Origin of the sequence: Kangiella aquimarina DSM 16071 (assembly GCF_000374105.1) — a bacterium.
GTDB lineage: Bacteria > Pseudomonadota > Gammaproteobacteria > Enterobacterales > Kangiellaceae > Kangiella > Kangiella aquimarina.
In genome coordinates this window covers 549,421-563,718 of the sequence record NZ_KB893651.1, presented here as the reverse complement: position 1 = coordinate 563,718, position 14,298 = coordinate 549,421, and the positions used below count along the sequence as shown (strand labels likewise).

The 14,298-nt window shown below is 43.8% G+C and carries 15 protein-coding genes; 8 read left to right on the top strand and 7 right to left on the bottom strand.

Annotated features, from left to right (window positions below; genetic code table 11):
* Positions 1–2 precede the first annotated feature (2 nt).
* Positions 3–890: a TolB family protein gene (locus B158_RS0111980; RefSeq protein ID WP_018625627.1), complete on the bottom strand. Its 888-nt coding sequence runs from the start codon at positions 888–890 to the stop codon at positions 3–5.
* Positions 891–2,642, bottom strand: coding sequence for a pentapeptide repeat-containing protein (locus B158_RS0111975; RefSeq protein WP_018625626.1), 1,752 nt, complete (start codon positions 2,640–2,642; stop codon positions 891–893). It lies immediately after the preceding gene.
* 139 nt (positions 2,643–2,781) lie between these two features.
* On the opposite strand from B158_RS0111975, the gene B158_RS0111970 reads away from it, so the two are divergent.
* Entirely contained in the window at positions 2,782–3,138 is a 357-nt protein-coding gene (locus B158_RS0111970; RefSeq protein WP_018625625.1) for a carboxymuconolactone decarboxylase family protein, read from the top strand.
* A gap of 3 nt (positions 3,139–3,141) precedes the next feature.
* Here B158_RS0111970 and hda read toward each other — a convergent pair whose 3' ends face one another.
* Genes hda through B158_RS0111955 form a run of 3 tightly spaced genes read right to left on the bottom strand, consistent with a single transcriptional unit; the run spans position 3,142 to position 5,564 of the window.
* Positions 3,142–3,831, bottom strand: a complete 690-nt coding sequence (gene hda, locus B158_RS0111965; RefSeq protein WP_018625624.1) for a DnaA regulatory inactivator Hda — start codon at positions 3,829–3,831, stop codon at positions 3,142–3,144.
* 17 nt (positions 3,832–3,848) lie between these two features.
* Complete coding sequence (locus B158_RS0111960; protein ID WP_018625623.1) at positions 3,849–4,454, bottom strand: CDP-alcohol phosphatidyltransferase family protein; 606 nt, start codon at positions 4,452–4,454, stop codon at positions 3,849–3,851.
* A gap of 45 nt (positions 4,455–4,499) precedes the next feature.
* Complete coding sequence (locus B158_RS0111955) at positions 4,500–5,564, bottom strand: DUF2066 domain-containing protein (RefSeq protein WP_018625622.1); 1,065 nt, start codon at positions 5,562–5,564, stop codon at positions 4,500–4,502.
* A 261-nt stretch (positions 5,565–5,825) separates the two neighbouring features.
* On the opposite strand from B158_RS0111955, the gene B158_RS0111950 reads away from it, so the two are divergent.
* From B158_RS0111950 to B158_RS0111925, 6 genes are all read left to right on the top strand, one after another.
* The gene (locus tag B158_RS0111950; protein WP_018625621.1) at positions 5,826–6,428 is read left to right on the top strand and encodes a hypoxanthine-guanine phosphoribosyltransferase; all 603 of its coding nucleotides are present in this window, start codon (positions 5,826–5,828) and stop codon (positions 6,426–6,428) included.
* A gap of 158 nt (positions 6,429–6,586) precedes the next feature.
* Positions 6,587–7,252, top strand: coding sequence for an OmpA family protein (locus tag B158_RS0111945; protein WP_018625620.1), 666 nt, complete (start codon positions 6,587–6,589; stop codon positions 7,250–7,252).
* Positions 7,253–7,422: 170 nt separating this feature from the next.
* The gene (gene purM, locus B158_RS0111940; RefSeq protein ID WP_018625619.1) at positions 7,423–8,460 is read left to right on the top strand and encodes a phosphoribosylformylglycinamidine cyclo-ligase; all 1,038 of its coding nucleotides are present in this window, start codon (positions 7,423–7,425) and stop codon (positions 8,458–8,460) included.
* A gap of 14 nt (positions 8,461–8,474) precedes the next feature.
* The gene (gene purN / locus B158_RS0111935; protein WP_018625618.1) at positions 8,475–9,095 is read left to right on the top strand and encodes a phosphoribosylglycinamide formyltransferase; all 621 of its coding nucleotides are present in this window, start codon (positions 8,475–8,477) and stop codon (positions 9,093–9,095) included.
* A complete protein-coding gene (locus tag B158_RS0111930; RefSeq protein WP_018625617.1) occupies positions 9,055–9,849 on the top strand; it encodes a DUF3108 domain-containing protein in 795 nt (264 codons plus the stop codon). The genes purN and B158_RS0111930 overlap by 41 nt, the downstream gene beginning before the upstream one ends.
* Positions 9,850–9,871: 22 nt before the next feature.
* The gene (locus B158_RS0111925; protein WP_018625616.1) at positions 9,872–10,288 is read left to right on the top strand and encodes a hypothetical protein; all 417 of its coding nucleotides are present in this window, start codon (positions 9,872–9,874) and stop codon (positions 10,286–10,288) included.
* A 69-nt stretch (positions 10,289–10,357) separates the two neighbouring features.
* Here B158_RS0111925 and dcd read toward each other — a convergent pair whose 3' ends face one another.
* The gene (gene dcd / locus B158_RS0111920; protein WP_018625615.1) at positions 10,358–10,924 is read right to left on the bottom strand and encodes a dCTP deaminase; all 567 of its coding nucleotides are present in this window, start codon (positions 10,922–10,924) and stop codon (positions 10,358–10,360) included.
* A 65-nt stretch (positions 10,925–10,989) separates the two neighbouring features.
* Positions 10,990–12,078, bottom strand: a complete 1,089-nt coding sequence (apbC, locus tag B158_RS0111915; RefSeq protein ID WP_018625614.1) for an iron-sulfur cluster carrier protein ApbC — start codon at positions 12,076–12,078, stop codon at positions 10,990–10,992.
* Between the two features lie 178 nt (positions 12,079–12,256).
* Between apbC and metG the strand changes: the two genes are divergently transcribed.
* On the top strand, positions 12,257–14,281 hold the full coding sequence (gene metG / locus B158_RS0111910) for a methionine--tRNA ligase (RefSeq protein ID WP_018625613.1): 2,025 nt from the start codon (positions 12,257–12,259) through the stop codon (positions 14,279–14,281).
* Positions 14,282–14,298: the final 17 nt, after the last annotated feature.

Below are 14,298 nucleotides of genomic sequence, written 5' to 3'. Positions count from 1 at the left end.
TTTTACTCGTGGACTATCGCAAGTTTTTGCTCAGTATTATGTAATGCAAGCCTCGTGATATTGTTTATTTTTAGTTCTTGTAAATCTGCAACCTGTTTCTTTTGAGCACTACTTATATACCATAGTTGACTGTTTTGACCAACCAGCACTCCTTCAGAGTCCCACCAAACATAGTCTTGTACACCGTCAGGTAATACTATCCCTGTAGGCTCAACCTCAGCCTTCTGATTGAGGGTGAATAAATGGTGCTGTCCATCGATAACCTGTGTAAAACTGACTTTATTTTCTTCAATTCTCTGCAAACAACGACCAATGTTTTCGATTAGCGGCTCTGACTGACCTTCCGAATTAATATCAAATAATTGCAAGGTCATCACATCTCCAAGCACAAAAACGGTTGCCAACTCGGTATTAAGCCAGGCGTGGTAGCCGACAGGCTCTATTTCTGGGTTAAGCACTTTTTGAGAATCACCAACTAAACTAACCAAACGCAGATGTTGCTGGCCTTCAGGGTTGACTCCGATCACGCTTAGGCTAGATGGATTGTAAACCGTGGGAGAATACTCGCTGATATTTTGAGTATTGGTGATATTAGATAACTTCTTATCATCAAATCGATAAACAAAAATATCGGTTTGCTGGTCGAGCATTCGAGTGAAGTAGAGCTGCTTGCCATCTTTTGAAAAGTGAGGCTGATTGTCATAACCATCGTGATGCAATACATTAAGTGCATTGCCAGCCTCAACTTTGATGAGTTTGCCATCAGACTTTATGGGGATGATGGTGATGTCTGTAGAGGGAATGGAAGGAGTTTCTTCTTCTGCTAAAACACTTGCCGAAAAAAATAAAACTGCTGTTAATAACAATACCGACCTGGACGTAAATGTCATCTATGACTCCGGAGGCTGAACAAACGCCAATGGTTGTGCCGAATAACAGACAATCTTATCACCAGCCTGTTTATCGCCAACGGCCTTTTTTAATGCCAGACGTTGTTCTTTAAAAGTAAATGCGGAATCCGCCTGAATAGCATAATGACGAACATTTTCAGACACCAGGACTTCCCCTGGTTCAGCCATTGATTCAAGTCGCGCTGCAAAATTTATCGCATCACCCTCAATATCAAGCTGCTCGGTAATTTCGTTGTGGGTAATCTTAACCTCACCTATGTCTAGGCCGATACGCAAGGCAAAACCAGCACCTGCTAGAACTTTCTGAATCATTGCAGCACAGCTTAAGGCACTTTCGACATTTTGGAAGGTCGCTCTAAGTGAGTCACCTTCCATGTTTGGATAGCTAGCTTGCCATTTTTTCAAAACCGGTTTTAGAAGACCTCGGAATAATGATAGCTTTTCTGTTCTATCTTCTTCAGTCCAATGAGAAAAGCCTTTTAAATCGGTAAACAATACTGCTAAACGACGTGTTTTAGCATCACTATCAATTTCTGAAAGTTCTAGCAGCTTTGGCCAGTATTTATCTTTAATGGCCTGTAGCGATTCACGAATTTCAAATTGCAACTTACGTTCTGACTGAAGACTGATCTGAATTGACTGTAACTTTTCAGCCTCCTGACGCAAGCTGGCTTCAAGCATGGTCGGGTTTAGACCTCCTGTATCCTCTACCACAATAATGGCTCGAGTGTCTCCTGGCTCATTGCGAATATCTCGTATTCGTAACTTACAGCCCCAATAGCTAGCTTCCAGATGTTCAATCAAAAATGGTAAGGTTGCCAGGTCCTGATAGGAAAGCATACGCTGGTAACGTAGCGTAAAAGTTATCTTGTCCGCGAATAGTTTTTCGAATTGATTCTTTGCATAATGAGTATAGTCGCGGCCACGCTGATCCCAGCTTGCATGACTACATTCAATATTACGAATTGACCAACCATTAGTTTGAACTTGCCATAACTTTGCAGCGCTTAAAATAGCATTATCAAGATTGGCTTTAGTCAGGTTTGCACTGCGTAAATCTGCGCCTTTAAAATTAACACCGCTTAAATTAAACCCAGAGAGATCGAGACCAGAAAGATTAGCGTTACTTAAGTTTGCACTTTTTAAGCTGACTCCTTCTATTCGACAACTGGATAAATCTACATCAGAAAGGTTTGCTTTATTTAAATTGGTATCACGTAAGTTTACATTATCCATTTTAGTGCCAATTAACTTCGCACCCTGCATATCCAAACCTTCCAGGTTTTGATTTCGTAAATCAGCTCCGCTTAAATTTGCCTCACGTAAGTCCTGGCCACGCAAATCATGATCGCGTAAATCAACACTGGATAAATCGGTTCTAAAGCAAATGGCGGTTAATAAATTGGCATGTAGTAAATTGGCATGGCTTAAATTGGCTTGCTTCAAGTTAGCAGCAATCAGCTTGGCTCCAGTAAGGTTGCAGTAACATAGATTTGCATCTGTAAGATTACTTGCTATCAGGGCGACACCCTGTAAATCCGAATAGGCAAGATTGGCTCCAACGAAACTCATTTCAGAAAGGTCACAACCAGACAGGTCCAGCCCTCGAAGATCTTGTCCGTCAAAATTGGCGTGAGTTTTCGGGTTCTCTTTGCGCCATTGATTCCAGACTTTTTCCCCTTGCATTAATATATTTAATAATTCTTTATTATCCTCTGAGGTCAGAGACATGGGTTTTCCTCTTCAGCCAAGCCGTAGCACTCTATTTATACCATAGAAACTTTATATAAAACAGCATCTAACAGCAGTTTTACTTGAGCTAAATCTGGCCGTCAGTACAATAGATTCTTTTGCACATTTGAGGATTATTATGACTCATCCTTTTGAAGAGTTCCGTCAGAAAAGAGAGCTTGGTAACGCAAAGGCTCTTGATACAGACAGTTTGCTAATAAAGCGTTTCTTTGGCTTAGATAAAACAGCATATGGTGAAGGTGTTCTTGATTCAAAGACTAAAGAACTGCTCGGGCTGGTTGCGTCAATGGTATTGCGCTGCAATGACTGTATCGATTATCACTTGGAGCAGTGCGTAAAACAGGGTTGGAATAAGGCTGAACTGGATGAAGCTATGGGCGTTGCAATGCTGGTTGGTGGTTCAATCGTCATACCACATTTAAGACATGCCAAACTCAGTCTTGAGTTTCTTTTTGAAGAGCAGTCAGGAGACTAATCTTTACAAATCAAGGACTTCTTTGATGAAAGGAATCGTCAACTTACGTTTAGCCTGAAGAGAAGCCTGATCCAATTTGTCTAGAATCTCCAGCAATGTGGGTAAATCCCGTTGCTGGCGAGCCAATAAATATTGAGCAACATCAGTCCCAAGCTCAAGCCCTCTCTCCTGCGCCTTCTTTTGTAACAGAATCCTTTTTTCTTCATCGTTTAGCGGCTTGATGTTATAGATAAACATAGCCGATAGCCTGGACTTAAGATCCTGAAGCTCTATTCCCAGTTGCGATGGAGCTACTAGCCCTGTGACTAGAAGGCTTTTACCCTGCTCTTTCAGTTGATTGTAGAGATTGAAAATGGCTGTTTGCCACTCAAGTTGCCCTATGACCTCATCCACCCCATCAAGCGAGACACAGTCAAAAGCTACCAGCCCATCCAACATTTGGGGATGTAACATTCTGTTATCCAAGGGCAAATAAGCAATCAGCTTATCTGGATTTTGCTCTGAAAAAGCGTGAGTTAATGCCTGCAACAGATGGCTGCGACCGTGCCCCTTTTCAGAATAGATATAGATGAAGTCGTTGTCCCCCTGACATATGCTATCGAGCTTTTGCAGCAAAAGCTGATTTTCGCCCTCTACAAAATTTGCAAAGGTTGCGTCAGAATGAAGCTCAATATCGAGAGGTAATTGCTGCATGAAATGAGTTGTGTCACTTATTGTTCTGGTGGCTCAGTCGAGTCTGGGCTAGAGAGTGTGTCCGACTTCGCTTGATTTTTCACTGACCTATAATTAACGATACCTAACCAGATGTAATGTAGACCGCTGATAATACAGGTCAGAATTACGGTTATTTCCAAACTCTGCAAAAGTAACTCAGGAACCGGATACCAGCCTGCAACAGTCAAAAGCACCAACAACACAAGCAAAATCAATAAGGCAGTATTCCACTTAGAAATCAGTGAGGGTTGCATCTCATAGGGGCCAACGAGGTAATGATAGCTAGTAGCACCACCAACAATAATCACATCTCTTGCAGTTGAAACCCAGAACAAAGTCCAGGAAATATGTCCTTTAACCACTAACAGCAGAAGCGCCACCAATAATAATAGTTTATCTGCTAATGGGTCAGTGATTGAGCCAAAGCGACTTTGCCAACGAAAACGCTTTGCCAGCAATCCATCAAGACCATCAGAGAGACCTGCAATTAGGAAAATAACCAAGGCAAGCGCATACTGTTCGACCATTACATAGTAAGCAAACGGAATAATCAGAATTATCCGCATGATGGTAATGATATTTGGCAGTATACTTAAGCTCATGTTTTTATTGCATTTCCCTTTCTATTTTTATTGCTGAACGATTGTCTAACCTCGCCAGCTAAAACTATATCGCCCATTTAATCCCTGATTAGTTGGGATGCGACGCAGATTATTCCCTATATTGATGGCATCAATCAAGTTTTGTGGTGAAGTTAACACTTTTACTTCGAACAGAACCGCATCTGCCTTAACCTGTAGAACCTTCACTGATTCAGTCATTCCCAAGTTCGAAAGGTAGTTACGAACACCTGCATACGCCTCAAGATCATGGATATTTTCCACATAGATTTCGACCGCTAAGACCTCACCCGAGAATAACACCGCCAAACGTGAAGCCAGTTTATCAGCAACCTGATCTACAAGATCAGCCACAAGCTGTTGTTTACTGGCAGCGGTACTGGAAATATTTTCCACTGAGCCACCCAACTCCAAAGACCAACGGCCAAACCACTGTTCACCACTTTGCGATAGCTGACCAGTAACCACATAATCTGCATTATAACGCTCAGACGCTCTTTTTATTGGCCCAGTAAATCGGCCCCAGATATCTCCAACCGTAACTTGCGACTTATCTTCCAGATCCATCAATGGCAATATAATAGGCAGTCCACGGCGACTGGCTGCACGATTCAAGGAAATCGTCACCTCGTCATTTGTATCAGTTGCTACTCGGCGGCTTCCATTTTCCTCAATCGCAATCCAAAAAGCTCCAGATGGCCTATTTTCAGACCAGACAGGCTGAGAAGCGTCCTGCAAAATTTTCTTCACTGCCTGACTGTCGAATGTCGCAACCAACAATAAAGGCTTTTCGTAAACCATCTGCTCAGCTGCACTTAGTCGCTTGTAGGAATATTGGCGCATATAATTTTGAGCATTTGGCAAAGCAGCCTGAATATCAGAATTATAAACAACATCTTTACTGCCGCTAACGCGAATCAGGACTTCTGCAAAAGCATTGGTCATTGCTTTCTGACGAACAGTTGTCGACTGGCTTTCAACAGGCCAGCTGGCAGAATAGAGATCAGCAATTCGCTCAGCCTGTGCAGGGAGGATAAATAAGCTTGTTATTAACAATGCGAAGAAAGAACTTTGTTTAAAAAGACGTCTCATGAATCTAAGTTCCTGTTTTAATTATCTTTTCGTTACCTGATTCAATAAATATATCTATAGAAAAACAGGCAATAGGGTAATATCCCAACAATTTGGGCATTTTATCAGTTTTTACTGATCACGCCAGGCAATTAGCCCAGATAGCCGTTACAGGCTTTTAATAGTTCAGGCTAAGTCACTTTTTTGCAATGGATTGCTCACTTGCAGTTACCTATAATATCCCCCAGTTCATCCACTTCACACTCAGGCATAGCCTCAATCATGGCGAAAGATAACAATACCGAAAGCACGCAAATCGATACGGGCAAAGACACCCACCCTACCTCTTACCCAGAAAATATTCTTGAGAAAGCCGAAATCATTGTCAGCGAACAGATGGTGGATGAGGCTATCAATAAACTTGCTCAACAGATTAATGCTCAGGACTACTCTGCACCGTTGCATGTTTTCTGCATTATGAATGGCGGCCTCTACTTCGCTGGACAGCTTTTACGCCTGTTAACTATTCCTGTATCCGTGAGCTACATACACGCCACTCGCTATGGCGACAAAACTCAGGGGCAGGAATTGCAATGGCTGGTCAAACCCAAAGCCGACGAAATACATAATCATCACGTCATGCTGCTTGATGATATCTTTGATGAAGGCATAACTCTGGAAGCCATTGCTAAAGAATGCCAGGCACTTAAGCCGAGAAGCCTGCAATGCACTGTACTGGTTGATAAAGAACACACCAGAAAACCTTTATCAGGATTTAGCCCTGACTTTGCAGGATTAACCGTACCCGACCGCTATATATTTGGTTGTGGCATGGATTTCAAAGGCTTATGGCGGAACCTACCAGCCATTTATGCCTTAAAATAAAGCGCTTTATTGGCAATATTGAGGAACAATTCACACAACCTTCTTTGTTTTACTCAAAATACAAAGATACGCTAATAAGTCACTGTTAATTCAGTTAGTATTCATTCTGATGAGCTATGATGAATTTACGTTTTTGGGGAACCCGAGGAGAATCTAATATGAAAATTTCGACCCCTTTTATGAAAACAGTAACCGCAGCAATTGTTGCTGGCGTGATGGGAGTTGGTTGTACAACAATCAATCCATACACAGGTGAAGAACAAACCAGTAAGACGGTTAAGTATGGTGCAATCGGTGCCATTACCTGTGGCCTGATTGGTGCAACCCGCGATAGCAAAAGTGCCCGTAATGCAGCTTTAGGCTGTGGTGCCATTGGTGCTGGTATCGGTGCTTATATGGATAGCCAGGAAGCTGAGCTTCGTGAAGAGCTGGCAGGCACTGGTGTTGGCGTACAGCGTGATGGCGATCAGATTCACCTAATCATGCCTGGTGACATTACGTTCCAGACTGACCGCTATGCGATTGATAGTGATTTTTACCCTGTTTTAGACTCAGTATCTAAAGTTTTGTATAAGTTTAAAGACACAAACCTTGAAGTGGCAGGCTTTACTGACTCAGTGGGTAGTGATTCTTACAATCAGGAACTATCTGAAAAACGCGCCAATAGTGTAGCTTCTTACCTACGTCAGCGTGAAATTCCAAATAATCGCCTACGCGTTGTGGGTTATGGTGAACGTTACCCAGTTGCTCCAAATGAAACTGAGGCAGGCCGCTCGAAAAACCGTCGTGTTGAGCTGACCATCACCCCAGATCCACAAAACTAAGTGGTGAATCTATCAAAAAGCGGCTTCGGCCGCTTTTTCTTTGCCTGTGAGCCATTAAGTTACTGCTTTTTTCAAGACCACTCCTTTCTATCAATAGCCGCATCTAGTAAAATTAGCGCAATTTTTGACGGGGTCTATTGACCCAAGCCCACTTTTATCTAGGAATTCAAATGAGCGACAAAAAATCCCTGAGCTACAAAGACGCAGGTGTGGACATTGATGCAGGTAACGCCTTAGTAGACCGAATTAAAGACGTCTGTAAGAAAACATACCGTCCTGAAGTGATGGGAAGTATTGGTGGTTTTGGCGCATTATTCGACTTGCCTTCAGGTTATGAAGAGCCAGCGCTTGTTGCAGGTACCGATGGCGTAGGCACAAAACTTCGTCTAGCTTTGAATCTCAAAAAACACGATACGGTAGGTATCGACCTGGTTGCCATGTGCGTCAATGACCTGGTAGTTCAAGGTGCAGAGCCGCTGTTCTTCCTCGATTACTATGCAACCGGCAAACTGGATGTAGATATTGCTGCAGATGTAGTAACGGGTATTGCTAAGGGCTGCGAGCAATCTGGTTGCTCTCTTATCGGTGGCGAAACCGCTGAAATGCCGGGCATGTATGAAGGCGATGACTATGATTTGGCTGGATTCTGTGTCGGTATCGTTGATAAGAAAAAAATCATTGATGGCAGCAAGGTTAAATCTGGTGATGTTCTTCTTGGTCTTGCATCGAGCGGCCCACATTCAAATGGCTATTCTTTGATTCGCAAAATCCTTGAAGTCAGTGGCGCAGACGTTAATGCAGAGTTTGAAGATGGTAAAACATTGGGCGAAACCCTACTTGAACCAACCCGAATTTACGTCAAACCTTTGCTTCGCTTGTTCAAGGAAGTAGAAGTTAAAGCCATTTCACACATCACTGGCGGTGGCCTTCAAGAAAACCTACCTCGCGTTATGCCTAAGAACAGCAAAGCCATGATCAATACCAGTGCATGGCAAATGCCTAAAATTTTCCAGTGGCTTCAGACAGAGGGTAACGTCGATCGCCATGAAATGCATCGTACCTTCAACTGCGGAATCGGTATGGTTTTAGTGGTTAGCAAGGAAAATGCAGAAAGAGCATCTGACCTGTTACAAACCCTGGGTGAAACCGTTTATAACATCGGTTATATCGCGGCTCGCGATGGTGATGAAGAACAAGTAATTCTTTAAGCCAGCTCGCAACCATGTCGAACATAGTTGTTCTCATTTCCGGCAACGGAAGTAACCTTCAGGCCATTATAGATAGCGTCAAGAACGGCGCTATCGAAGGCCGTATATCTGCTGTAATCAGTAACAGACCCGGTGTTTATGGCCTTGAACGTGCTGAAAAGTCGGACATTCCTGCATTAACTGTCGATCATACCGAATTTGCCAGTCGCTCTGATTTTGAACAGGCTCTTTCCCAAACTATCGACCAGTTTCAGCCGGATGTGCTTGTGCTAGCTGGATTTATGCGTATTCTTAGTTCAGAGTTTGTTCAGCATTACCTGGGCAAAATGCTTAACATCCATCCGTCTTTATTACCTAAATACCCAGGACTCAATACACACAGACGAGTGCTTGAAAATGGGGATAAAGAACACGGCACCAGTGTACACTTTGTAACGGCCGAATTGGATGGCGGTCCAATCATTGCACAACGGAGCATACATGTTACAGCAGATGATACTGAAGAAAGTTTACAGCAAAAAATTCAGCAGCAAGAGCATAAGCTATACCCCGAAGTGGTTGGCTGGCTCTGCAACGGCCGCCTGCAATTTAAAAATGGTCAAGCCTGGTTGGATAACCAAATCGTCTCTCTTTGATAAATCATTTGGTGCGTTCCTATCGGGCGCGCTTTTATTCCTGTTTATTTCCTTTATTACAACTACAGCAACAGCAACAGCTGAGCCCCTAGCAGAATCAACTCAGGCAGAACTTAAAGCCATAAAACCCTACTCCATCCAATATGATGTCATCCATGATGGGGATAAACTCGGTACCGCCAAGCGTACATTAGAGCAGCTGAGTAATGGTCAGTGGCAATCTTCAATGGAATCAAAAATAAGCTACTATCTGCTGTCGGACAAGCGCAGAGAAACCAGCCGGTTTGAGGTGGTAGACGGTATTATACGTCCCATTCATTATCAAAGCCTGGCTGACACCAGCTTTCGTTCGGATCGAACCTTGATTCAAAAATTTGACTGGGATGCCATGCGTGAGCAAGGCTCATACGAAGGTAAAAAGTGGGACATGCAACTTCAAGAAGGCTTACTTGATCCTCTCACAGAAGTATTAGCTGTCAGAGAAAACCTGATGGCACAAAAACCCTTACAGCCCATTGATATCAGCTATAGAGGTGGTATTCGTCATCATGAATTTAAAGTGATGGGAGAAGAAACGCTAAAACTAAAGCAAAGCAATATTCGTACCGCAAAGTTACAGCTGGTAGAAAAAGAAGGAACCCGCATAACCAACTTCTGGTTTGCGATTGACCATGACATGCTATTGGTGCAAATCCAACGAATAAAAGACGATGAAGAAGAAGCGAAACTGGTAGCAACTGACTGGAAACTTTAAGGAATAGTTTTAAGGAAGAGTCATGTTAACAAAAGAACTTTTAATAGGTTTGCTAGCCATGGCGTCTTGCTACTCTACAGCCGCCAGTAACTACAATAAAAACGATGCTCTCAGTATCGATAAAGCCATCACTCAGGATATTGATTTTCAATTTCCCAACGATGCTAACATCTACCCTGATGTTAGCGACTTCGAGGTCATCAATTATGTGACCATGAGCAATGAACAAGGCGCTCGGCGAGTCACGGTCACTCTGCATAACTCATCAAGCGGCAACCGCATCTTTGTCAGTGATCAAATCATGGCATTATTTGCCAATGGTGATCGATTAAGCACTGTAGAAACAAAGGTCACTTTCAAAGGCCGGGAAACACAGACCCTCACCTTGAACTTTGGGGACCACCACTACCCAATTTTAAAAGTTTATACTCAACAGTAGATACCTCATCTCCCAAACAAAAAAGCCAAAGACATTTAATCTTTGGCTTTGTCGCATCTAGGCTTAACTTTAAGTTTTAGGCAAAGTCACTCCGCGTTGTCCCTGATATTTGCCGCCTCGATCCTTGTAAGAAGTTTCACACACTTCGTCTGACTCATAGAACAGCATCTGGGCAACCCCTTCGTTGGCATATATTTTTGCTGGCAGAGGCGTAGTGTTTGAAAACTCGAGTGTGACATGCCCTTCCCATTCTGGCTCCAGGGGTGTTACGTTTACGATAATTCCGCAACGTGCGTAAGTCGATTTACCTAGACACACCGTCAAGACATTACGAGGAATACGGAAATATTCAATCGTACGAGCTAATGCAAAAGAGTTAGGAGGAATAATACAGACATCGCTTTTAACATCAACGAAGCTATTCTCGTCAAAAGCCTTGGGGTCAACAATCGCTGAGTTAATGTTAGTGAAGATCTTGAACTCATCAGAACAGCGCACGTCATAGCCATAGCTTGAGGTTCCGTAGGACACGATACGGTGGTCGCCATTGTAACGTACCTGACCAGGCTCAAACGGCTCAATCATTCCCTCATTTTCCGCCATTCTGCGGATCCACTTGTCTGCTTTAATTGTCATAGTCGTTTCTCTTTAAGTTCTAATTCTTTGCCAAGTTCTCTTAGCATAGGCTTATTCGAATATCATCAATTGTTATCAATAGTGATGGTCGGAAAGTCAGCTCTAAACTCTTTCTCTTGTAGCGACAATTTAGCAGCAATGCGTTGCGCTATGTCAAGATACAAGTGACTTTCAGCACTCGATGGGTCGGTAGCGACAGTTGGCTCACCACTATCAGCCTGCTCACGAATGGATAATGCTAGTGGCAAGCTGCCCAATAGCTCAACACCGATCTCCTGTGCCAGCTTATCACCGCCACCAGCACCAAAGATATGCTCCTGATGACCGCAGTTTGAGCAGGTGTGCATTGCCATGTTCTCTACCACGCCCAATACAGGTACTGACACCTTGTTGAACATAGTCACGGCCTTGCGGGCATCCGCCAGCGCAATATCCTGCGGAGTTGTAACCACCACCGCCGCTGTAACAGGTATCTTTTGTGCCATGGTCAACTGAATATCGCCGGTTCCTGGAGGTAAGTCTATTATCAAGTAGTCCAGGTCGCGCCATTGAGTATCATTAATCAACTGCTGTAGCGCACCGCTGGCCATAGGCCCGCGCCAAACCATAGCCTGTTCCGGCTTGACTAGGTAGCCAATAGACATGGACTGTAAGCCATGATTCTCTACCGGCAGAATCGTCTTTTTATCAGTACTTTCGGGATGTTTTCCCTGCAATCCGAGCATGATTGGAATGCTGGGACCATAAATATCGGCATCTAAAATGCCGACATTGGCACCCAAATGGCTTAAAGCCAACGCTAAATTCACCGAAGTGGTCGATTTACCGACACCTCCTTTGCCAGAAGCCACAGCAATAATATTCTTAATATCAGGCATTGCCTGTACTTTCGCGGGATGGGCGTGAGCCTCTACGCGCCAGGAAGTCTTAATCGTGACTTCATCATCAGGAAATTGCGACTTCAGATATTCGCTAACTTCCTGCTCAAGCTGCTGCTGATAGTCGCCTAGCGGGAAACCGAACTTGAGTGACAAGCTAACCTTGTTTCCCTCAACCTCAGTCTTTTTAATGGCTTTGGCACTAACCAGGTCGGTGTTCAATTGGCTGAGCTTAAACTGGCTCAGAGCATCGTGAATCTGCTGTTCAGTGAGCATTGTGCTAATCTGTCCGGCTAATTTAAAAAAGTGGCTCAAAGTCTAAGTCTTTTAGGCCGGAAAACCAAGCCAGAACATGACATTTGAGCGAATTAGTTAATGAAAATTTGACCCAAAACAAGTAGTATTCACGGCTAAGTAAGAAATCACAAAACCAATTTCAGGACTCTATTTTAATATGAGCTCACAACGCAAAATTCTTGTTACCAGCGCCCTCCCTTATGCCAATGGGGATATTCATATTGGTCACCTGCTGGAATATGTGCAAACTGACATCTGGGTACGGTTCCAGAAATCTCGTGGCCATCAGTGTATTTATGTTTGCGCAGACGACACTCACGGTACGCCAGTCATGTTGCGTGCTCAGAAAGAAGGCAAGACTCCCGAAGACTTCATCAAAGAAAGTCATCAGGCCCATGCCCAGGATTTTGCGGACTGTCTAATTGGTTTCGATAATTTCCACAGTACCCACAGCCCAGAATCCAAAGAGCTGACCCAGGGTATTTATCTGAAGCTCAAAGAGAATGGCCACATCAGCTCAAAAACCATCAATCAGTTATTTGACCCTGAAAAGGAAATGTTCCTGCCAGATCGTTTTGTCAAAGGAACCTGTCCAAAATGTGGCTCCGAAGATCAATACGGCGACAATTGCGATGCCTGTGGCGCAACTTACAGTCCAACTGAGTTGAAAAACCCGAAATCTGCGGTGTCTGGTGCCACTCCCGTTTTAAAAGAATCTGAGCACTTCTTCTTTGACCTGAAAGGTTTCGAAGGATTCTTGCGCGAATGGCTCGGAGCTGAGGGGCACGTACAGTCAGAAGTTCAGAATAAAATGAATGAATGGCTGGATGACCTCCGCCAATGGGATATTTCACGCGATGCACCTTATTTCGGTTGGGAAATCCCGGGTGAGAAAGGCAAATATTTCTATGTGTGGTTGGATGCACCGATAGGTTACATGGCCAGCTTCAAGAATCTGTGCGACAAGCGTGATGACTTGAACTTTGATGACTTCTGGGGCAAGAATAGCGACGCAGAAGTCTATCACTTCATCGGCAAAGACATTATCTATTTCCATACCCTATTCTGGCCATCGGTGCTGGAAGGTTCGGGCTACCGCACTCCAAGCGCTGTCTGGGCTCATGGCTTCGTGACCGTCAATGGACAGAAAATGTCCAAATCAAAGGGCACTTTCATCAAGGCCCGTACTTACCTGAATCACTTCCGTCCGGAATTTTTGCGTTACTACTATGCTGCTAAATTGTCGAACCGCATTGATGACTTTGACCTTAATTTAGAAGATTTTGTCCAACGCGTTAATTCGGATCTGGTCGGTAAGCTGGTTAATATTGCCAGTCGTTGTGCAGGCTTCATTACCAAACAGTTCGATGGGAAATTAAGCGACAGCATCATTGAGCCGGAGCTGATTAAAGAATTTACCGAAGCATCTGAAGAATTAGCTCAGCATTATGAGAACCGAGATTTTGGCCGTGCCGTAAAACAGATAATGGCACTTGCCGATAAGGCCAATGCTTATATTGCCAATGAAGAGCCATGGAAACTGGTTAAGAATGATGACACCAAAGAACGCGCTCATCAGGTCTGTAGCCTTGGCATCAATATGTTCAAAATCTTGAGCGCTTATCTCGCGCCTGTACTGCCTGAATTGGCTGGCAAAGTTCAGGATTTCTTGAAGCTGGATAGCCTGAATTGGGCCAGTGCTCAGGAAGTTTTAACTGGACATGAAATCAACAAATTTAAACCGATGATGCAACGCATCGATATGAAGCAGGTTGAAGCAATGATTGAAGACTCAAAAGAAGACTTAGAAGCTGAAGCTAAACCTGAAGCTCAATTAGATGATCCAATTAAAGAAGAAATTCAGTTTGGTGACTTTGACAAGATTGATTTGCGCATCGCTAAAATTGCTAAAGCAGAACATGTAGAGGGAGCAGATAAGCTTCTAAAACTTCAACTGGATTTAGGCAATGGCGTCACCAAACAGGTTTTTGCCGGTATTAAAGCCGCTTATGACCCATCAACACTTGAAGGCAAGTTAACCGTCATGGTGGCAAATCTAGCGCCACGTAAGATGAAGTTTGGAATGTCAGAAGGCATGGTACTGGCAGCAGGGCCAGGTGGCAAAGATCTGTGGATTCTTAACCCGGACGAAGGCGCAAAGCCAGGCATGCGCGTAAAGTAATCGGCGAGTAAAACAGC